We start from the raw sequence: 23080 nt of genomic DNA, 5'->3' as shown, positions 1-23080 counted from the left end.
GGGGGGCCCCCCCCGCCCGCCCCCCCCCGCCCCCGCCCCCCGCCCCCGCCCCCGTCCTCACGGCGCGGGGAGGAACCCCGTCTCCCGGAAGTAGGTCAGGTAGCGCACCAGGACCTCGTCGGTCAGCGCGGGCAGCCGGACACCCAGCTCCGCCACCGCCCCGGCCGTGCGGCGGGAGTCGAAGCGGCGCGCCGCCGACGGCGCGGTGCCGGACGGCCCCTCCTCGCCGAGGAACAGTTGCGCGGCGTTGTCGTGGCGGGCGGCGACGGCCGCGCGCCACTGCTCGGCGGGCAGGGTGCGCAGCCGGTAGCCGAGGGTCCCGGCGACGGCGAACACCCGGTCCAGGCCCGGAGGGTCGGGGTGGGTGAGGTGGAAGGTCCCCGTGCGGCCGGCGCCGACCAGGGCGGTGACCGCGGCGCTGACGTAGTCCACCGGCACCCAGCCGGTGGAGCCGGCCGGCAGGTCGGGGACGGCGCCGGCCTGCAGGCAGCCCTTGATCAACTGCCAGAGCAGGTCGCGGTCCTGGCAGGCGCCGTTGGTCGTGTCGCCGCTGATCCGGCCCGGACGGTGCACCGTCACCGGCAGGCCGCGCCCGCGCGCCAGCTCGACCAGGCCCTCGGCCACCCACTTGCTCCGCGCGTACCCGTCCGGCAGCGCCTCGACCGGTCCGGTCGGGGTGTCCTCGGTGACGGCCGCCGGGGCGTCGGCGGGCGGGTAGACGCCGGTGGTCGACACGTGGTGCAGGCCGGGCGAGCCGGAGTCCGCGAGCAGGCGCAGCAACTCCTCGGTGCCGCCGACGTTCGCCGCCCGCAGCTCCCGGTAACCGGCCGCGAAGTTCACCCGGGCGCCGTTGTGCAGCACCGGTCCGAGCCGGCGCAGCAGCGCCGCCCGGGCGCCCGGGTCCAGGCCCAGGCCCGGCGCGGCCAGGTCACCGGGGACGGCCCGCACCAGCCGCCGGTACCCCTCCCGCCACAGGCCGTACCGGCGCAGGTTCTCCTCCAGCCGCCGGGCTCCGTCCTGCTCGTCGGAGGCGCGCACCAGGCAGTCGACCGGGCCGCCGGTGAGCTCCAGCAGGTCGCGCAGCAGGAACGCGCCGAGGAACCCGGAGGCGCCCGTCAGCAGCGGCACGGGGGAGGGGCGGGCGGGCCCGCGGCGGGCGGGGGTGACGTCCTGCGCGAGCCGGACCTCGGCCGCCCAGTCGACCGCCTCCGCGGGCGGGGCCGCCCCCGGCCCGTCGGCCGGCTCCTCCAGCAGCCGACCGACGCCCTCCACCGTCGGCGCCGCGAACAGCGCCCGCAGCGACAGCCGCCGCCCGCAGCGCTCCTCGATCCGCCGGGCCAGCGCCACCGCCAGCAGCGAGTGCCCGCCCAGCGCGAAGAAGTCGTCCGTGACCCCGACCTCCGGCACGCCGAGGGTCTCCGCGAACACCTCGCACAGCACCCGCTCCCGCTCGGTGCGCGGCCCCCGCCCGGCCGCCGTCGCGCCCCGGGGCGCGGGCAGCGCCCGCCGGTCGACCTTGCCGTTGGGCGTCACCGGCAGCGCGTCCAGGCGCACGATCGCGGCGGGCACCAGGTGCTCGGGCAGCACCTGCGCCAGCCGCGCCCGCAGCTCCTGCGGCCCGTCCCCGCCCACGGTGTACGCCACCAGGCGGCGGTCGCCCGGACGGTCCTCCCGGACCAGCACGCAGGCCGCGGCCACGCCCGGCAGCGCCGTCAGCGCCGCCTCCACCTCGCCCGGCTCGATCCGGAACCCGCGCAGCTTGACCTGCTCGTCCACCCGTCCCGCGTACTCCAACTGCCCGTCCCGCCCCCAGCGGGCCAGGTCGCCGGTGCGGTACATCCGGCCGCCGGACGGGTCGAACGGATCGGCGACGAACCGGGCGGCGGTCAGCCCCGGCCGCCCCAGGTAGCCGCGCGCCAGGCCCGCGCCCGACACGTACAACTCGCCCACCACGCCCGGCGGGACGGGGGCCAGCCGGGCGTCCAGCACCCGCACCCGGGCGCCGTCGACCGGGACGCCGATGGGCACGGTGCGCTCCGGCGCGAGTCGGCCGTCGGCGGGCTGGAAGCCGCTCATGGTGGCGCACACCGTGGTCTCGGTCGGGCCGTACGCGTTGACCAGGAACCGCCCCCGCGCCCAGGAACGGGCCAGCGCGGGCGGGCAGGCCTCACCCGCCAGCACCAGGGTCGTCCCGGTCGGGAGCGAGTCCGGCGGCAGCACCGCGAGCGCGGCCGGCGGCAGCGTCAGGTGGGTGACGCCGTGCGCGCGCACCCGCTCCGCCAGCGCCGGGCCCGGCAGCAGCGCCTCCCGGTCGTCCAGCTCCAGGCAGGCCCCGGACAGCAGGGCCATGCACAGCTCCCAGAACGCGGCGTCGAAACTCACCGACGCCAGCTGCAGCACCCGGCTGGCCGCCGTCACCCGCAGCCGCTCGCGCTGCGTCGCGGCCAGCGCCGCCACGCCCCGGTGGGTGACCACCACGCCCTTGGGACGGCCGGTGGACCCCGAGGTGTAGATCACGTACGCGGGATGCGCCGGGTCCACCGGGGGCAGCGGCGCGGACGCCGCCGCGGACACCCCGGCCGGGTCCAGGTGCGGCACGTCCGAGGGCGGCAGGCCCCGGCGCACCCCGGCGGTGGTCAGCAGCAGCCGGGGCGCGGCGTCCTCCAGCATGTACGCGAGCCGGGCGGCCGGGTAGGCGGGGTCCAGCGGCAGGTAGGCCGCGCCCGCCTTCAGGACGGCCAGCAGCGCCACCACCAGGCCGCCGTCGCGGGGCAGCGCCACGGCGACCCGGTCCTCCGGACCGACGCCGTGCGCGACCAGCCGCCGGGCCAGCGCGTCGGCGCGGGCGTCCAGCTCGCGGTAGCTCAGCACGGCGTGCGGGTCGCGGACCGCCGGGGCGTCGGGCGTGCGGCGCACCTGCGCGGCGAACAGCTCCGGGAAGGACGGACCGGGCAGGTCGGCGTCCGGGCCGCTGCCCCAGCGCTCCAACCGGGCCCGCTCCTCCGGGGCGAGCACCTCGTACGCGTGCAGCGGCAGGCCGGGGTCGGCCGTGACCGCCCGGAGCAGCCGCACCAGCCGCTCCGCCAGCGCGGCGACGGTGGCGGTGTCGAACAGCGCGGTCGCGTAGTCGACGGTGGCCAGGAGACCGCCCTGCGCACCGGGGTCGGCCGCGAAGGTGAAGGACAGGTCGAACTTGCTGGCGCCCAGGTCCACCGGCACCGGCTCGACCCGCAGGCCCGGCAGCTCGACCGGCGCGGCGGGGGAGTGGTTCTGCAGCACCAGCATGGTCTGGAACAGCGGGTGGTGCCCGGCCCGCGGCGGGTTCAGCAGCTCCACCAGCCGCTCGAACGGCACGTCCTGGTGGGCGTACGCGGCGAGGTCGGACTCCTTGACCCGGTCCAGCAGTTCGCGGAACGTCGGATCGCCCGACAGGTCGGTGCGCAGCACCAGGGTGTTGACGAAGAAGCCCACCAGGTCGGCCGTCGCCTCGTCGGTGCGCCCCGCCACCGCGGTGCCCAGCGGGACGTCCTCCCCGGCACCGTGCCGCGACAGCAGCAGCGCCAGCGCGGCCTGGAGCACCATGAACTCGCTGCACCGGGCCGAGCGGGCCAGGGCGGCGAGCGCCCGCCCGGTGGCGGCGTCGACCGCGAAGCGGTGCGTGGCGCCCTGCTGCCCGCCCCCGGCCGGACGCGGCCGGTCCACGGGCAGCTCGACCCGCTCGGGCAGCCCGGCCAACGCCTGGCGCCAGTAGGCCAGTTGCTCGTGCAGCACGCCGTCCGGGCCGTCCTCCCCGCCCAGCAGCGTCTCCTGCCACAGCGTGTAGTCGACGTAGTCGACCGGCGGCGGACCCCAGGACGGTGCCGCCCCGGCGAGCCGCTCCCGGTAGGCGGTGCCCAGGTCGCGGAAGAGCGGCGCCAGCGAGGAGCCGTCCGCCGCGATGTGGTGCACCACCAGGACCAGCACGTGCGCGTCCGCCGCGAGGCGCAGCAGCACCGCCCGCAGCGGCAGTTCGCGCTCCACGTCGATCGGCTCGGCCACCGCCGCGGCGATCCGGTCGGCGCACTTGCCCGGCTCCACGTCCTCCACCGCGAACGGCAGGCGCACCGCCCCCGGCGCCACGACCCGCTGCACCGGGCCGTCGCCGTCCACCGGGAAGAGCGTGCGCAGCGCCGAGTGCCGGGCGACCACGTCCGCGCAGGCCAGCCGCAGCGCGTCCACGTCCAGGGCGCCGTCCAGGCGCACCGCGAACGGGATGTGGTACGTCGCGGACGGCCCGTCCAACCGGTGCAGGAACCACAGCCGCCGCTGGGCGTGCGACAGCGGCACCAGCTCCGGGCGCGGCCCCGGGCGCAGCGCCGGACGGGTCGGCCGGCCGGCGTCCCGCAGCGCCGCGGCCAGCGCGGCGACGGTCGGGTGCTCGAACAGGGTGCGGATCTGGGCCTCCGCGTCCAGCGCCGAGCGGATCCGGCCCACCAGCAGCGTCGCCAGCAGCGAGTTGCCGCCCAGCGCGAAGAAGTTGTCGTCCGCGCCGACCCGGTCCACCCCCAGCGTCTCGGCGAACAGCCCGGCCAGGATCTCCTCCCGTCCCTCGCGCGGCGCCCGGCCCGAGGCCCGGACGGCCCCGGCGGCCGGCGCGGGCAGCGCGGCCCGGTCGAGCTTCCCGTTGGCCGTCAGCGGCAGTGCCTCCAGCACCAGCACCGCCGAGGGCACCGTGAACGCGGGCAGCCGCCGCCCCGCGTGCGCCACCAGCGCCGCCGGGTCCGCGACCCGCCCGGGCGCCGGGACGACGTACGCCACCAGCGCCCGGTCGCCCGGCAGGTCCTCGCGCACCAGCACGCACGCCGCCCGCACCGACGGGTGGGCGCGCAGCACCGCCTCCACCTCGCCCGGCTCGATCCGGTGCCCGCGCAGCTTCACCTGCTGGTCGGCCCGCCCCACGTACTCCAGGCCCCGCCGCCCCCAGCGCACCACGTCCCCGGTCCGGTACATCCGTCCGCCCGACGGGTCCGAGGGGTCGGCGACGAACCGGGCGGCGGTCAGCCCCGGCTGCCCCAGGTAGCCGCGCGCCACCCCCGGCCCGGCCAGGTACAGCTCGCCCTCCGCGCCCTCCGGCACCGGCCGCAGCGCACCGTCCAGCACCAGCGCCCGCACCCCGTCCAGCGGGCTGCCGACGGGCGGCACCCCCTCGGTGCCGTCACCGGGACCCACCCGGTGCAGCAGGGCGAAGGTGGTCGCCTCGGTCGGCCCGTACGCGTTCAGCACCAGGGTGTCCGGGTACGCCGCCGCCAGTCGCTGCAGCACCCCCGGCGCCGCCGCCTCCCCGCCCGCGGCCACCAGCCGCAGCAGGCCCAGCGCGCCCGGGTCGGTCTCGGCGACCACGTTGAACAGCGCCGTGGTCAAGAACGCGGCGCGCACCCCGTCCCGGACGGCCGCCTCCCGCAGCGCCGCGGGCTGCAGCACGCCCTCCGGGGCCAGCACCACCCGCCCGCCGCGCAGCAGCGGCACCCACAGCTCGAAGGTCGCCGCGTCGAAGGCGTACGCCGAGTGCAGCAGCACCGCCGAGCCCGCCCCGCCCTCGTCCCAGGTGCGGTCCGCGGCCAGCGCGGCGACGTCGCGGTGCGTGACGCCCACGCCCTTGGGGCGGCCGGTGGAGCCCGAGGTGAACATCACGTACGCCAGCCGCGCGCCGTCCGCCGGGCCCGGCAGCGGGCCGGGCACCGCCGGGGCACCCTCCAGCACCCGGCCCGCGCCGTCCACGGTCAGCACCCGCACCCCGGGGCCCAGCGCGCGCACCCACGGGTGCGCGGCGCCCGCCGCGTCCACCACCAGCAGCCGGGGCGCCGCCGCCGCGGCCACCGCCGACAGCCGCTCGGCCGGCCAGCGCGGATCCAGCGGCACGTACGCCGCCCCCGCCCGCAGCACCGCCAGCGGCGCCGTGACCTGGGCCGCCGAGCGGCCCAGCAGCAGTCCCACGCCCTCCTCCGGGGCCGCGCCCAGACCGGCCAGCGCGCCCGCCAGGTCGTCGGCGACCGCGTCCAGTTGGCGGTAGGTCAGGTGCTCGCCCGCGCCGCCCACCGCCACCGCGTCCGGCCGTTCGGCCGCCACCCGGGCCACGGCCGCCGCCAGGTCACCGACGACGGCGGCGGCAGGCAGCGGCCCGCCCGTGCCCCGGGCCAGCAGCGCCCCGCCCTCGCCGTCCAGCAGCACCGGCACCGCGTCGGCCCGCACCCCCAGGTCCCGGGCCATCGCGGTCAGCAGCAGCCGCAGCCGGTCCGCCACCCGCTCGACCAGGGCCCGGTCGAAGACGGACGGGCGGAAGGCGAAGGTGAAGCGCAGCGTCCGGCCCGGGGCGACGGTCAGCGTGAGCGGGTAGTGCGCGGCGTCCGCGCCCGTCATCCCGGTCACCGCGAGCCCGCCCGGCAGGTCCCGGCCGGCCGCCCGCAGGCCCTCCCGGTCCAGCGGGTAGTTCTCGAACACCGCCAGGGTGTCGAAGAGTTCGTCCAGTCCGGTGAGCGCCCGCACCTCGCCCAGCCCGACGTGCTGGCTGCCCAGCAGCGCGGCCTGCTCGTCCTGCAACCGGGTCAGCAGCGCGGCCAGGCTCTCCCCGGGGCGCACCACCAGCCGCACCGGCACCGTGTTGATGAACAGGCCGATCATCGACTCCACGCCCGGCAGCTCCGGCGGCCGACCCGACACCGTCGTCCCGAACAGCACGTCCGTCCGACCGGTCAGCCGGGACAGCAGCAGCCCCCAGGCGCCCTGCACCAGGGTGTTCAGGGTCAGCCGGTGCGCCCGGGCGGCGGCCCGCAGACCGTCGGCCAGCGTCCCGTCCAGCTCCAGCACCACCGCCCCGGGCAGCTCGCCCGCGTGCGCGGCGGCCGTCGTCCGGCCCGCCAGCAGCGTCGGCCCCTCCACCCCGGCCAGCGCGGAACGCCACGCCGCCAGCGCGCCGTCCCGGTCCTGCCCGGCCAGCCAGGCCAGGTAGTTCCGGTACGGGGCGACCCGCGGCAGGCCGGACGCGTCGCCCCGCCGCGCGTACAGCTCGAACAGCTCGCGCAGCAGCAGCGGCACCGACCAGCCGTCCAGCAGCAGGTGGTGACTGGTGATCACCAGGTGGTGGCGGTCCTCGCCGGTGCGCAGCAGCGCGAAGCGCATCAGCGGCGGCTGGTCCAGGTCGAAGCGGCGCACCCGGTCCTCGGCCAGGAACGCCCGCAGGCGCTCCCCGGGGTCACCGCCGCCGGCCGTGAGGTCCCGCTCGACCAGCGGCACCGGCACCTCGGCCGCCACCGCCTGCACCGGCTGGTCCAGGTCCTCGTGCAGGAAGCCCACCCGCAGGTTGGCGTGCCGCCGCAGCAGCGCCCCCAGGGCCGCCCGCAGCGCCGCCGCGTCCACCCCGCCCTCCAGGGAGAGCGCGAACTGCGAGGTGTACACGTCCACCGCCGCGGAGTCGTACAGCGCGTGGAAGAGCATGCCCGCCTGCAACGGCGTCAGCGGCAGGACGTCCTCCAACTGGAACCCGGTCATGCGCGTCCACCCCACTTGTTCTTCAGTCGGTCGAGCTGGGCCTGGTCCAGGGAGACCAGGGGGAGGTCGGACGGCGTCCAGCCGCCCGCGTCGGGCTGTGCGGAGTGCTCCGCGATCGCGCGCAGCGCCCGGTCGAAGACCCCGGCGAGCGCGGCCACGTCCGCCTCGGCGAGCAGGTCGGCGGCCCACGTCCAGCGGACGTGCAGACGCGGGCCGTCCGGCCCGTCCTCGGTGTGCGCGTTGACGTCCAGCACGTGGTGCACCGGCATCCCCGGGTCGGTCGGGGCGGGCGCGCCGCCGTCCGGCAGCACCTCCCAGTCCGCCGCCGGGCCCGAGCCGGGCGCCGGGTACCGGCCCAGGTAGTTGAAGCCGATCCGCGGCCCCGCGCCGCCCGCCAGCCGCTCCCGGGCCGCCGGGTCCAGGTGCCGCAGCACCCCGTACCCGACGCCGTGGTCCGGCACCGCGCGCAGCTGCTCCTTGACGTTCTTCACCGCCCGGTCCACCAGGCCCGCGTCGAAGCGGCCCGGGTCGCGCGGATCCAGCGGCCCCGGATCCAGCAGCACCGGGTACAGGCTGGTGAACCAGCCCACCGTCCGCGACAGGTCCAGCCCCTCGGCGAGCTGCTCGCGCCCGTGGCTCTCCAGGCCCACCAGCACCCCGTCCGGACCGTCCGCGTCCCCGACGGGCCGCGCGCGCACCGCCAGCGCGAGCGCCGTCAGCAGGACGTCGTCCACCCCGGCGTGGAACGCCCGCGGCGCGGTGGTCAGCAGCTCCCGCACGCACCCGGCCGCCGGACGGGTGGTCAGCGTCCCGGTCCGCCCGGCCGTGTCGCGGGACGGGTCCAGCGCCGGGCCGCCCGGCCGCGCCGCCGTCACCGCCTCCCACAGCGGCAGCTCGGCCGCCCGGGCGCCGCTCGCGCCCTGCTCGGCCAGCAGCCGGGCCCAGGAGCGGTACGGCGTCCCGACCGGCGGCAGCGCCGCCGCCTCCCCGTCGGCGACCGCCCGCCAGGCCGTCGCCAGGTCCTCGACCAGGATCCGCCAGGAGACCGCGTCCACCGCCAGGTGGTGCACCACCAGCAGCAGCCGGCCGCGCGCCGCGGGGCCCGCGTCGCACCACACCGCCTCGAACACCCGCCCGTCCGCCGGCCGCAGCCGCCGCCGGGCCCGCTCTCCCGCCCCGGCGAGGACGGCGCGCACCCGCTCCTCGTCCAGGCCCGCGACGTCCACCCGCTCCAGCCGCGGCGCGACCGGCACGGCGCCCCGGGGGAGCGCCTCCAGCAGCGCCGCGCCGTCCGCCGCGCGCCCCACCCGCATCCGCAGCATGTCGTGGTGGTCGACCAGCAGCTGCAGCGCGGCCGCCAGCCGCTCCCGGTCCGCGCCCGCCGGGGTGCGCAGCACCGCGGACTGGTTGTAGCCGTCGGTGGGGCCCGGCCGCTCCAGGAACCAGGCCGCGATCGGCGTCGGCGGCATCGTGCCCGTGCCGTCCGCCGCCCGCGCCGGAGCCGCGCCGTCCCGCGCGGCGGACCCGGCCACCGCCGCCACCGCCTCCGGCGTGCGGTGCAGGAACACCTCGCGCGGGGTGATCCGCAGCCCGGCCTCGCGGGCCCGGCTGACCAGCTGGATGGAGAGGATGCTGTCGCCGCCCAGCGCGAAGAAGTCGTCGTCGAGGCGGACCTCCGGCACCCGCAGCACCGCCGCGAACACCTCGCACAGCGCCCGCTCGGCCGCCGTCGGCTCCCGTCCCGTCCCGCCCGCCGGCCGTTCCGGCAGCACCGGGTCGGGCAGCGCCCGCCGGTCGGTCTTGCCGTTGGGCAGCAGCGGCAGCGCCGCCAGCCGGACGAACGCCGACGGCACCAGCGAGGGCGGCAGCGCCTCCGCCAGCCGGGCCCGCAGCCCGGCGTCGGAGAGCGGCTCCGGGCCCGGCACCAGGTACCCCACCAGCCGCCCGCCGCGCACCAGCACGCAGGCCGCCGCCACCCCGTCCAGCGCGGTCAGCGCCGCCTCCACCTCGCCCGGCTCGATCCGCAGGCCGTGCAGCTTGACCTGGTCGTCCGCCCGGCCCGCGTAGCGCAGCAGCCCGTCCGGGCCCCGGCGCACCAGGTCGCCGGTGCGGTACATCCGCTCGCCGGGGGCGCCGAACGGGCAGGCCACGAAGCGCTCGGCGGTCAGCCCCGGCCGCCCCAGGTAGCCGCGGGCCAGGCCCGCCCCGGCCAGGTACAGCTCGCCCAGCACGCCCGGCGGGACGGGCCGCAGGTCCTCGTCCAGGACGTACGCCGAGGTGTTGTCCACCGGGGTGCCCAGCGGCACGCCGCCCGTCCCGTCCGCCTCCGGCCGCCAGCGGTGCGCGGTGGCGTCGACGGTCGCCTCGGTCGGCCCGTACAGGTTGTGCACCGCGACGCCCCAGGCCCGCGCCGCCTGCCCCGCCAGTGCGGCCGTCAGCGGCTCGCCGCCGCACAGCACCGCCCGCAGCGCGGTCGGCGGCCGCTCGCGGCCGGTCGTCTCGCCGAGCACGACGCCCAGCAGCGAGGGCACGAACTGGGCCAGCGTCACGCCGAGTTCGCGCATCCGGGCGAGCAGGCCCGCCGGGTCGTGGTCCAGCTCCGGCGGCACCGGGCAGGTCGCGCCGCCGTGCAGCAGCGGCAGCCAGGTCTCCCAGACCGAGGCGTCGAAGCTCGGGGAGGTCCGGGCCAGCACCCGGTCCCCGTCGGTCAGCTCCAGGTGTCCGGCCATCCACGCCATATGGTTGACCAGCGCGCCGTGCGGGACCACCACGCCCTTGGGACGGCCGGTGGAGCCCGAGGTGTGGATCACGTACGCGGCGTCCAGCGGCCCCGGCTCCGGCAGCGGCACGTCCACCGGTGCCGCCGCGAGGGCCGTCCCGTCCAGCACCAGCACCGGGACCGGCAGTTCGGGCAGCCCGGGCAGGAACGGCTGCGCCGTCACCAGCAGCACCGGCCGGGCGTCCTCGACCGCGAAGCGCAGCCGGGCCGCCGGGTAGCGCGGGTCCAGCGGCAGCCAGGCCGCGCCCGCCTTGGCGACCGCCAGCATCGCCACCACCTGCTCGACCGTGCCCGGCAGGGCCAGCGCGACCACGTCGCCCCGGCCCACCCCGCGCCCGCGCAGCAGCCGGGCGGCGGCGTCGGAGCGGGCGTCCAGCTCCGCGAAGCTCAGGCTCCGCGCGCCGTCCAGCACGGCGACCGCGTCCGGCGTGCGCGCGCACCGGGCGCGGAACGCCTCCGGCACCGACCGCGCGGCCCCCGCCCGGACCGCCCCCCGCGCGGCGGCCGCCAGCGCGGCCCGCTCCGCGCCGTCCAGCACCTCGACGGCCCGCACCCGCCGCGCCGGGTCCCCGGCCAGCACGCCCAGCAGCCGCACCAGCCGGGCCGCCAGCGCCCGGGCCGTCGCCGGGTCGAACAGGTCGGTGGCGAACTCCAGCGTCCCGTCCAGGCCCAGCGGGCGGCCCCGGTCGTCCCGGCGCTCGGTGAACGAGAAGGTCAGGTCGAACTTGCTGACGCCGGTGCGCACCGGCTGCTGCGCGACCGTCAGGCCCGGCAGGTCGAACTCGGCGTCCGCGTTGTTCTGCAGCGCCAGCATCACCTGGAACAGCGGGTGGCGGCTCTCGGTGCGCTCCGGCTCCAGCGCGTCCACCAGCCGCTCGAACGGCACGTCCTGGTGCGCGTACGCCGCCAGGTCGAACTCCCGGACCCGGTCCAGGACCTGCTCGAAGGTCGGGTCGCCGGACAGGTCGGTGCGCAGCACCAGCGTGTTGACGAAGAAGCCGACCAGGCCGTCCAGCGCCTCGTCGGTGCGGCCCGCCACCGGTGTGCCCAGCGGGACGTCCTCCCCGGCGCCGTGGGCCCGCAGCAGTACCGCCAGCGCGGCCTGCAGCACCATGAACAGGCTGCAGCCGCGGGCCCGGGCCAGGCCGTCCAGCGCCCGGTGGGTGTCCTCGTCCACCGGGAAGGCGAACGCGTCGCCCCGGTGCGAGGCCGCGGCCGGCCGGGGCCGGTCCAGCGGCAGCTCCAGCACCTCCGGCAGGTCCTCCAACGCCTCCTGCCAGAAGGCGAGCTGGCGGGCCGCCAGGCTCCCCGGGTCGGCCTCGTCGCCCAGCAGGGCGCGCTGCCACAGCGTGTAGTCGGCGTACTGCACCGGCAGGTCGGCCCACTGCGGCGCCCGGCCCGCCGACCGGGCCCGGTACGCCTCGCCCAGCTCCCGCACCAGCGGCGCCAGCGACCAGCCGTCACCCGCGACGTGGTGCACCAGCAGCACCAGCACGTGCGCCCGCGCGCCCGTCCGCAGCAGCCGGGCCCGCACCGGCCGTTCGACGGCCACGTCGAAGGCGTGCGCCGTCTGCGCCGTCAGCACCTCGTCCAGGCGCCGCGGGTCGACGTCCCGGGGCGTCAGGTCCAGGTCCGCGCCCGCCGCGTCCAGCACCAGCTGGCGCGGTACGCCCCCGGTCTCGGGGAAGACCGTGCGCAGCGCCTCGTGCCGCTCCACCACGTCCCGCAGCGCCCGCTCCAGCGCGGCCGCGTCCAGCGGACCGGTCAGGCGCAGCACCAGCGGCACGTTGTACGTCGGGCTCGGCCCCTCGAAGCGCTGCAGGAACCACAGGCGCTGCTGCGCGTACGACAGCGGCACCGCCTCCGGGCGGGGCGCCGCCCGCTCCAGCCGGGGGCGCGAGGCCCGGCCGCCGTCCAGCGCCGCCGCCAGCCGGGCCGGCGTCGGGTGCTCGAAGACGGTGCGCACCTCCGCGTCCGCGTCCAGCGCGGTGCGGATCCGGGCGGCCAGCCGGGTGGCCAGCAGCGAGTGCCCGCCCAGGGCGAAGAAGTCGTCGTCCGCGCCCACCGACGCCCGGCCCAGCAGGTCCGCGAACAGGCCGCAGAGCAGCTCCTCGCGCGGTGTGCGCGCCGCCCGGCCGCGCCGCGGGGCGTCCTGCGCCGGCGCGGGCAGCGCCGCCCGGTCGACCTTCCCGTTCGGGTTCAGCGGGAACGCGTCCAGCAGCACCAACGCCGAGGGCACCATGTACCCCGGCAGCACCCGGCCCACCGCGTCCGCCAGCGCCGCCGGATCGGGGTGCGCCCCCGCCACCGGCACCACGTACGCCACCAGCCGCCGGTCGCCCGGCGCGTCCTCGCGCACCAGCACGAACGCGTCCGCGACCTCCGGCAGGCCCGCCAGCACGCCCTCGATCTCACCCGGCTCGACCCGGTAGCCGCGCAGCTTCACCTGCCCGTCCGCCCGCGCGACGTACGCCACCTCGCCGTCCGCCGTCCAGCGCACCAGGTCGCCGGTGCGGTACATCCGGGAGCCGTCCGCCGCGAACGGGTCCGCCACGAAGCGGTCCGCCGTCGCCCCCGGCCGCCCCAGGTAGCCGCGCGCCACGCCCGCCCCGGCCAGGTACAGCTCGCCCACCACGCCCGGCGCCACCGGGTTCAGCGCCGCGTCCAGCACGTGCAGCCGCATCCCGTCCAGCGGCCGGCCGATCGGCGGCACCCCGGGCGCGTCGGGCCGCACCTCGTACCGGGTCGCGAACGTCGTGGTCTCGGTCGGCCCGTACACGTGCAGCACCCGGGTCCCCGGCGCCGTCGCCGCCACCCGCTGCATCGCGTCCGGCGAGGCCAGCTCGCCGCCCGCGCACACCACCCGCAGGCCCGCGAACGCGCCCGGGTCGGTCTCCGCGACCACGTTGAACAGCGCGGTGGTCAGGAACACCGCCGTCACGCCCCGCTCGTGCACCGCCACGTCCAGCCCCCGGGCCTCCAGCAGCCCGCCCGGGGCCACCACCACCCGGCCGCCGTTCAGCAGCGGCGCCCAGATCTCGAAGGTCGAGGCGTCGAAGACGTACGCGGAGTGCATCAGCACCGCGTCCACCGCCCCGTCCGCCCAGGCCGCGTCCGCCGCCAGCGCCGCCACGTCCGCGTGGGTGACCCCGACGCCCTTGGGCAGACCGGTCGAGCCCGAGGTGAACACCACGTACGCCAGCGCCCGCGGCCCCGGCACGGCGACCGGACGGCCCGGGCGCTCCGGCGCGCCGCGCAGCACCCGGCCCAGCCGGTCCAGCACCACCACCGGCAGGCCGCGCCCCGCCACCCACGGCTCGGCCGCGGTCCCCTCGTCCACCACCAGCAGCCGCGGGCCCGCCACCTCCGCCACCCGGTCCAGCCGCTCGCCGGGCCAGCGCACGTCCAGCGGCACGTACGCCGCCGCCGCCCGCACCGCGCCCAGCGACGCCACCACCACCGCCGCCGAACGGCCCAGCAGCACACCCACCCGGTCCTCCGGCCCGACCCCGTGCCCGGCCAGCACCGCCGCCAACTCGGCCGAGAGCCGGTCCAGTTCCGCGTACGACAGCGCCTCCCCGCCGTCCTGCACCGCCACCGCGTCCGGCGCGCTGCGCGCCCGGCGGGCGAACAGCGCGGGCAGCGTCCCGTCGCCCCCGACCGGAGCCGGGGACAGCGCCCGGGCCGTGCCCCAGCGGGCGATCCGCCGGTGCTCCTCGGCCGTCAGCAGCTCGTACCCCGACAGCCGCCGGTCCGGCTCCGCCGCCACCAGCTCCAGCAGCCGCACCAGCCGCGCCGCCAGCGCCCCGGCCGTCGACCGGTCGAACAGCGCCGTCGCGTACTCCAGCCCCGCCGACAGCCCCCCGCCCTCCTCGGAGAACGAGAAGGTCAGGTCGAACTTGCTCAGCCCGTTGTGCACCAGCCGCTGCTCCACCGTCAGGCCCGGCAGCTCGGGCCGGGCCGCCCGCTGGTTCTGCAGCACCACCACGGTCTGGAACAGCGGGTGGTGGTCCCGGGCCCGCACCGGGTTCAGCTCCTCCACCAGCCGCTCGAACGGCACGTCCTGGTGCGCGTACGCCGCCAGGTCGAACTCCCGCACCCGGCCCAGCAGTTCACGGAAAGTGGGGTCGCCGGACAGATCGGTGCGCAGCACCAGCGTGTTGACGAAGAAACCGACCAGCTCCTCCAGCCCCGGATCCGTCCGCCCCGCCACCGGCGCCCCCAGCGGGACGTCCTCCCCGGCGCCGTGCCGGTGCAGCAGCGTCGCCACCGCCGCCCGCAGCACCATGAACAGCGTGCTGCCCGCCGAGCGGGCCAGCCCCAGCAGCGCCGCGTGCAGCGCGGCCGGCACCTCGAACTCCACCACCGCGCCGCGCGGATCCGCCACCGACGGCCGCGGCCGGTCCCACGGCAGGTCCACCAACCCCGGCAGGCCCGCCAGCGCGCCCCGCCAGAAGGCCAGCTGCTCCTGCAGCAGCTCCCCGTCCGCGCGCAGCAGCTCCCGCTGCCACAGCGCGTAGTCGGCGTACTGCAACGGCCGCCCCGCCGGAGCCGCCCCGCCCGCCAGCCGGGCCCGGTACGCCTCGCCCAGGTCCCGCACCAGCGGGCCGAGCGACCAGCCGTCCCCCGCGATGTGGTGCAGCACCAGCACCAGCACGTGGTGCTCCGGCGCGGCCCGCAGCAGCCGGGCCCGCAACGGCACGTCCACCAGCACGTCGAACGGCTCGCCGACCGCCGCCAGCACCGCCGCCTCCAGGTCCTTCGGCGCGACGCCCTCCACCGGCGGGCACGGTGCCGCCTGCGCCGCCGGCAGCACCAGCTGGTATGGCACGCCGTCCCGCTCCGGGAAGACCGTGCGCAGCGACTCGTGCCGCTCCACCACGTCCAGCAGCGCCCCGCGCAGCGCCTGCGGGTCCAGCGCGCCGCGCAGCTCCAGCACCAGCGGCAGGTTGTAGGCCGAACCGGGGCCCTCCATCCGGTTCAGGAACCACAGCCGCCCCTGGGCGAACGACAGCGGCACCGGATCGGGCCGCCGCGCCGCCACCACCGGCGGCCGGTGCGGCGCCGCCGGATCCAGCACCCGGGCCAGCGCCGCCGCCGTCGGGTGGTCGAACAGCGTCCGCACCGCGAGGTCCGCGCCCAGCACGGCCCGCACCCGGCCCACCACCCGCATCGCCAGCAGCGAGTGGCCGCCCAGCTCGAAGAACCCCTCCTGCGGCCCGACCGCGGGACGCTCCAGCACCTCCGCGAAGATCCCCGCGACCAGCTCCTCCCGCGCCCCCAGCGGGCCCCGGCCCTCGCCGCCCCCGCCTCGCGGCGCGGGCAGCGCCGCCCGGTCCACCTTCCCGTTCGGCAGCAGCGGCAGCGCGTCCAGCACCACCACCGCCTCCGGCACCAGGTGCCCCGGCAGCACCCCCGCCAGCGCCTCCCGCAGCGCCCCGCCCGACACCCCCGCCCCTGCGGCGTACCCCACCAGCCGCGGCCGCCCCGGCACGTCCTCGCGCACCACCGCCGCGGCCGCCGACACCCCCGGCAGCGCCAGCAGCGCCGCCGCCACCTCGCCCGGCTCCACCCGGAACCCGCGCAGCTTCACCTGCTCGTCCGCCCGCGCGACGTGGTGCAGCAGCCCGTCCGCCGACCACCGCACCAGGTCGCCGGTGCGGTACATCCGCGCCCCGCCGCCCTCGAACGGGTCGGCGACGAAACGCTCGGCCGTCAGCCCCGGCCGCTCCAGGTAGCCGCGCGCCAGGTTCGGCCCCGACAGGTACAGCTCCCCGAGCACCCCCGGCGGCACCGGCCGCAGCCGCCCGTCCAGCACGTACGCCCGCATCCCGTCCACCGGCCGCCCGATCGGCACCGACGCGCCCGCCGCCACCGGCTCCGCCCCGGTCACCCGGTGCGCCGTCGCGTCGATCGTCACCTCCGTCGGCCCGTACAGGTTGTGCACCGCCACCCCCCACCGGTCGGCCACCGCCTCCGCCAGGGCCCGCGGCAGCGCCTCGCCGCCGCACAGCACCGCCCGCAGCCCGGCGGCGGGCTCCGCGCCCTCCTCCGCGAGGACCAGCGCCAGGTGCGAGGGCACGAACTGGGCCACCGTGACGTCGAAGCGGCGCATCCAGCCGAGCAGCTCGCGCGGCTCCCGGTTGGCCTCCGCCGGGGTCACGCACACCTCCGCGCCGCAGGTCAGCGGCAGCCACAGCTCCCACACGGAGGCGTCGAAACTGGTGGAGGTGCGGGCGAGCACCCGGTCGCCGGGGGTCAGCTCCAGGTGGCGCGCCATCCAGGCCATGTGGTTGGCCAGCGCCAGGTGCGGGACGACCACGCCCTTGGGACGCCCGGTCGATCCGGAGGTGTAGATCACGTACGCGGCCGCCTCCGGATCGGCCGGACCGGCCGCACCCGGGAGCGGGGCGTCCGGGAGCGGGGCGTCCAGCGCCAGCCGGGGCACCGGGCCCGCCGCCAGGTCGGCCGGCACGCCCGCCCCCGTGAGCAGCAGCACCGGCCGGGCGTCCTCCAGCATCTGCCGGATCCGCGCCGCCGGGTACCCGGGATCGACCGGCAGGTACGCCGCGCCCGCCCGCAGCACCGCCAGCACGGCGACCACCGCCTCCACCGACGGCGCGCAGGCCAGCGCCACCAGCGCGCCCCCGCCCACCCCGCGCCCGCGCAGCACGCCCGCCAGCGCGTCGGCCCGGGCGTCCAGTTCGGCGTACGTCAGCCGGGTGCGCGCGTCCCGCACGGCGGGCGCGTCCGGGGTGCGGGCGGCCCAGTCGGCGACCGTCCCGGACACGTCGGAGCCCGGCAGCGGCCGCGCCTCGCCGCGCCCCTGCGCCAGGACCCGCGCGCGTTCCTCCGGCGTCAGCGGGTCGATCGCCCCGACGGTCAGCTCCGGATCGTCCGCGACCAGGCCCAGGACCCGGGCGAACCGGTCCGCGAGCGCGCGCGCCGTGGCCCGGTCGAACAGCTCGGTGGCGTACTCCAGGTGGCCGCCGAGGCGGACCCCGCCGTCCCCGTCCAGCTCGGTGAGCGAGAAGGTCAGGTCGAACTTGCTGGTCGACGGCGGCCCCGACAGGTCCCGCACGGTGACCCCCGGCAGGTCGAGCACGGCCGGGCGCTGGTTCTGCAGCACCAGCATGGTCTGGAACAGCGGGTGGTGGCCGCCGGACCGGTCCGGGTTGAGCGCCTCCACCAGCCGTTCGAACGGCAGGTCGGCGTTCTCGAACGCGGCCAGGTCGAACTCCGCCACCCTGCGCAGCAGTTCGCGGAAGCCCGGGTCCCCGGACAGGTCCGTGCGCAGCACCAGGGTGTTGACGAAGAACCCCACCAGCTCGTCCAGCGCCTCGTCCGTGCGCCCCGCCAGCGCCGTGCCCAGCGGGACGTCGGTGCCCGCACCGTGCGCGTGCAGCGTCACCGCCAGCGCCGCGTGCAGCACCATGAACGGCGTGCAGCCGCTCTCCCGGGCCAGCCGCACCAGCCGCCCGTACGTCCCGGCGTCCAGCTCGAACGGCACCGCCGCGCCCCGGTGGCCGGGAACGGCCGGACGGGGCCGGTCCCACGGCAGCGCGACCGGCCCTGGCAGACCGTCCAGCGCCGCGCGCCAGAACCCGAGCTGACGCGCGGCCAGGCTCTCCGGGTCGTCCTCCGCGCCCAGCAGCCGCCGCTGCCACAGGGCGTAGTCCGCGTACTGCACCCGCAGCCGGGGCCACTCCGGCCCGCCACCGCCCGTCCGGGCCCGGTACGCGGCCCCCAGGTCCCGGCACAGCGGGGCCAGCGACCAGCCGTCGGCCCCCACGTGGTGCAGCACCAGCACCAGCACGTGCCGCTCCGGCCCCGTCCGCAGCAGCCGCGCCCGCACCGGCAGGTCGACGGCGAGGTCGAACGGCTCCGCCGCCGACCGCGCCACCACCCCGGCCACCCACTCCCGCACCGGCCCGTCCTCCGGCCCGTCCTCCGGCCCGCCGACCGCGTCACCCGCCGGGGGAGCGTCGACCTCCAGCGGCACCAGCGCGGCGGCCGCGTCCGGTTCCAGCACCACCTGCCGGGGCACGCCGTCCCGCTCCGCGAGGACCGTGCGCAGGCTCTCGTGCCGCTCCAGCACGTCGCCCAGCGCCAGCCGCAGCGCGACCGCGTCGAGCGGCCCGTCCAACTCCAGCACCAGCGGCACGTTGTAGACGTCGTCCCCCGCGCCCCCGGCCCCCGCGGAGGCCGCCCCCGCACCGGCCGCCCCCGTCCGGTTGAGGAACCACAGCCGCTGCTGCGCGAACGACAGCGGCAGCGGGTCGGGTCGGCGCTCCGCGACGAGCGCGGGCCGGCCACCTCCACCGGCGGGGCGCAGGACGGCCGCCAGCGCGGCGACCGTCGGGTGCCCGAAGACCTCGCGCAGCCCCACCTCGGCGCCCGTGGCCGCCCGGACCCGGGCGGCCAGCCGGGTGGCCAGCAGCGAGTGCCCGCCCAGGGCGAAGAAGTCGTCGTCGACGCCGACCCGCTCCAGGCCCAGGACCTCCGCGAACAGGCCCGCCAGCACCTCCTCGTGCGCGGTGCGCGGCGCGGTCCGCGCCGTCGCCACCACCGGCGCGGGCAGCGCCCGCCGGTCCACCTTGCCGTTGGCGTTCAGCGGCAGCGCGTCCAGCAGCACGAACGCGCTCGGCACCGTGTACGCGGGCAGCACCCGCCCCAGTGCGCGGGCCAGGCCGGGGCCGTCCGGCCGGGCGCCGGGCGCGGGCACCACGTAGCCGACCAGCCGGGGATTGCCGGGGACGTCCTCGCGCACCAGCACCCGCGCGTCGTCCACCTCCGGGAGGGCCAGCAGCGCGTTCTCGACCTCCGCGGGCTCGATCCGGAAGCCGCGCAGCTTGACCTGCCCGTCGGCCCGTCCCACGTACTCGACGTCGCCGTCCGCCGTCCAGCGCACCAGGTCGCCGGTGCGGTACATCCGCGCGCCGCCGCCCTCGAACGGGTCGGCGACGAACCGCGCCGCGGTCAGGTCCGGTCTGCCCAGGTAGCCGCGGGCCACGCCCGCACCGCCCACGTACAGCTCGCCCACCACGCCGGGCGGGACGGGCCGCAGCGCCGCGTCCAGCACGCACAGGCGCATCCCGTCCAGGGCCCGGCCGATCGGCGGCACCCCGGGCGCGTCGGGCCGCACCTCGTACCGGGTCGCGAACGTGGTCGTCTCGGTCGGTCCGTACACGTGCAGCACCCGGGTGCCCGGCGCGGCCCCGGCGATCCGCCGCATCAGGTCGGGTGCGGCCGCCTCGCCGCCCGCCGCGACCACCCGCAGGCCCGCGAACGCCGCCGGGTCGGTGCGGGCGATCTCGTTGCACAGCGCGGTGGTCAGGAACGCCGCCGTCACGCCCCGCTCCACCGCCGTCCGCAGCGCCCGGGCGTCCAGCACGCCCGGTTCGGCGACCACCACCCGGCCGCCGTTCAGCAGGGGTGCCCAGATCTCGAAGGTCGAGGCGTCGAAGACGTACGCGGAGTGCATCAGCACCGCGTCCACCGCCCCGTCCGCCCAGGCCGCGTCCGCCGCCAGCGCCGCCACGTCCGCGTGGGTGACCCCGACGCCCTTGGGCAGGCCGGTCGAGCCCGAGGTGAACACCACGTACGCCAGCCGGTCCCCGCGCACCGGACCCGGCAGCACGCCGGGACGCTCCGGCGCACCGCGCAGCACCCGGCCCAACCGGTCCACCACCAGCACCGGCAGCCGCCCGGCGGCCTCGGCCACCCACGCCCGCCCGGCCGCCGCCTCGTCGACCACCAGGGCCCGCACCCGGCCCACCCCGGCGGCCCGCTCCAGCCGCTCGCCCGGCCAGTCCGGGTCCATCGGCACGTACGCCGCTCCCGCGAGCACCGCGCCCAGCGAGGCCGTCACCACCGCCGCCGAACGCCCCACCAGGACGCCGACCCCGTCCTCGGCCCGCACCCCCCGGCCGGTCAGCGCCCGGCCCAGCGCGGCGGCCGACCGCCCCAGCTCCCCGTACGAGAGCACCCCGGCGCCGTCCTGCACCGCCGGGGCCGCCGGGTGACGGCGCACCCGCGCGGCGAACGCCTCCGGCAGACCGCCCCGCGGCGCCCCGCCGGGCAGTTCGGCGCCCCGCCCGGCGGCCAGCAGCTCCCGGGCCTCCCGCTCGTCGACCAGGGGCAGGCCGTCCACGGGGGCGTCGGGGGACGCGGCGGCGAACGCGGACAGGAAACCGAGGACGGCCCGCTGGTGCAGCCGGACGTCCTCGGGGTGGTACAGCTCCGGGTTGGTGTCGAAGCCGATCAGCGGACCGGTGCCCTCCGAGCGCTCCGAGACGAACAGGGAGACGTCGTCGACCGGACCGACCGACAGCAGCCGGGAGGTGGCCGGACTGCCCGCGAAGTCCAACGCGTAGTCGTACCCCATGACGTTGACGACCAGATCGGTCAGCCGCGCCCCGCCGTCCGCGAGGTTCAGCTCCCGGGCCAACTGCTCGCGCGGGAAGCGCCGGTGCCGCAGCGCCCCGCGCATCTCGGCGGCCACCGCCCGCACCAGCTCCCCGACCGTCGCGCCCGGCCGGACGGCCAGCGGCAGCGGCAGGATCGTCGCGGTCATCCCGACCGCGCTCCGCAGCGCCCCGGGACGCCCGTGCGAGGCCAGCCCCACGCAGACCTCCTCGCGGCCGGAGACCCGGGCCGCGTACGCCGCCAGCGCCGCCACCAGGACGGCGCTCCAGGTCGTGCGGCTCCCCGCGGCCAGCCGCCGCAGCCCGTCGAACACCGGCAGCGCCAGCGTCTCGCCCGTGTGCAGCCCGCCCGCGCCCGGCCCACCGGCGTCCCCGCCGTCCCGGTCGGTGCGTCGGCGCAGCAGCCCGCCCCCGCCCGTTCCCGTCCCCGAGCGGTCCGCGAACCGCCCCACCCAGTAGGCCCGGTCCGCCGCGAAGCGCTCCGAGGCCCGGTAGGCGGCCTCGTCCGCCACCAGTTCGCGCAGCGCCCGGCCGCCCGGCGGCACCGCCACCGCCGCCGGGTCCGCGCCGCCCACCGCCCGGGTGTACAGCTCGGCGACGGTCCGCGCGAGCACCGCGCCGCTCAGGCCGTCCACCGCGATGTGGTGGTAGCGGACGTACCAGTAGTGCAGGTCAGGACCCAGCCGCAGCAGCGCGTGGTGGTGCGCGGGCGCCGCCACGTCGTCGACGAGGGCCATCTCCTCGGCCATGTACCGCTCCGCGGCCGTCGTCGGGTCCGCCGCCCCGGTCAGGTCCACCACCCGCAGCCGCCGCCGGGGCTCCCGCGGCCGCACCACCTGCTGCCGGACCCGGCCGTCCCGCTCCACCAGCACCGTGTTGGTGCTGTCGCACAGGTGCAGCACCCGGTCGACCGCCGCCGCGAACAGCTCCTCGTCGAGCCCGCCGCGTATCTCCAGGCACTCGGCGATGTTGTACTTCGGGCTGTCCGGGTCGAGCAACTGGCCGTACCGCACGCCCTCCTGAGCCGCGGTCAGTTCCAGCAGTTCGGTAGCGGGATCGTCCGACGGGACGGGACGGTTTTCGGGCATGCCGACGACACCTCTGTTCGGTGGGGGTATTTCCAGCGGTGAACGGGAGCAGCACGGACACGGGCGGGCCGTTCGCTCGGCCCGGGTGCGTCCGTGGAGGAAATTCCCGATGGAATGCGTGGGGAAATGCCGCCGGGTGCCGTGGAACGCGGCACCCGGCCCTGCCGGTCGATCCGGTGCGCGCGCGGGGGAATCCCACCGCGCGGCGGACCGGGGAGGGTCAGCCGGTGCCGGACTCCATCGCCGCGACCAGGCCGGCCGGGCGCATGTCGGTCCAGACCCGCTCGATCACGTCCAGGCACTCCTGCCGGGAACCCTCTTCGCCCACCTGTTCCCAGCCGCCCGGGACGTCCAGGTGCGCGGGCCAGAGGGAGTACTGCGCCTCGGAGTTCACCAGCACGAGGAAGCGTCCGAATTCGTCGTCGAAAGGATTGCTCACGTTTCCCACCCCTAGTCGATTGTCGGCCCGGCGACACCGTCGAACGGCATTCCGGACCCGCCGTCGTGATGCCCGGTATTCCCCCGCCCCCGATCCGGCCGTCCCGCGCACCGGAGGGCGGCGGTGCGACGGCCGTGCGGCGGCGACCCGCCCGGCGCACGGCTTCCCCCGTAAAACATAACTATTCCTATCACGTTGTCGGGTGCATTGCGGTCGTGATCGGTGATCCCTCCGTGATCTTGGTGTAATCATTCAAATGAGCGAATGGGAAAAGTCCCGAGTCATATGCCAATTCGTTCGCCAGTGCGCATCACTGTCCGGTTTCCGCTGTTTTATCCGATTGCGTCCCGGCTCGTTCCGCCCGCCCGCTGACGCTCCCCGCGTGACCCTCGAGCGCCCCCGCAGGCCAGGCGTGCTCCCGTACGCCCGCCGTACGCCCCGCCCCGACCCCGGCCGTTCCCGGCGTGCGACGCCGGGCCCGGGCGGGTCGCCTCGCCGGTCGGCGTCCCCGCGGCGGAGGCTGCGAGCGGCTTGCGATTCGGGGTGAGGGCGCACGTAGTCGACGCTCAAGGCTCATGGTGAGGAACGGCGTCGAGGGTTCGCCGGCCCTGGGCGCGGTCGGACCGCACGCCTCGTCCAGGGTGGTCGCGATGTAGCCGCCGTGGACGAGGCCCGCGCGGTCGAGGCCGCGTCGCCGGGGGCCCGGCGCAGTTCCACGCGCCCCTTCTCGGCGTGGTCGGCGGTCGAGCCGAGGTGGGAGTGCGGGATGTGGACGGGGCCGGAGTCGACGCTCCAGAAGTTGGTGGTGACGGCGGTCTCCTCG

General features: G+C 78.0%; 3 protein-coding genes. All 3 read right to left on the bottom strand.

The genetic code is table 11. From position 1 onward, the window contains the following. Window positions 1-57 precede the first annotated feature (57 nt). Window positions 58-7524: an amino acid adenylation domain-containing protein gene (locus ACFY00_RS14915; protein ID WP_388031258.1), complete on the bottom strand. Its 7467-nt coding sequence runs from the start codon at window positions 7522-7524 to the stop codon at window positions 58-60. Continuing rightward, window positions 7521-21818 (bottom strand): amino acid adenylation domain-containing protein, encoded by a 14298-nt coding sequence (locus tag ACFY00_RS14910; protein ID WP_388031256.1) that lies wholly within the window; start codon window positions 21816-21818, stop codon window positions 7521-7523. Before ACFY00_RS14910 ends, ACFY00_RS14915 begins: the two co-directional genes overlap by 4 nt. A 220-nt stretch (window positions 21819-22038) precedes the next feature. Then, the gene (locus ACFY00_RS14905) at window positions 22039-22257 is read right to left on the bottom strand and encodes an MbtH family protein (protein ID WP_388031255.1); all 219 of its coding nucleotides are present in this window, start codon (window positions 22255-22257) and stop codon (window positions 22039-22041) included. Window positions 22258-23080 lie beyond the last annotated feature (823 nt).

Origin of the sequence: Kitasatospora sp. NPDC001540 (assembly GCF_042894345.1) — a bacterium.
In the GTDB taxonomy this organism is placed as follows: domain Bacteria; phylum Actinomycetota; class Actinomycetes; order Streptomycetales; family Streptomycetaceae; genus Kitasatospora; species Kitasatospora phosalacinea_C.
The sequence above is the reverse complement of the archived record's forward strand: the minus strand, read 5'-3'. Positions and strand labels throughout refer to the sequence as shown.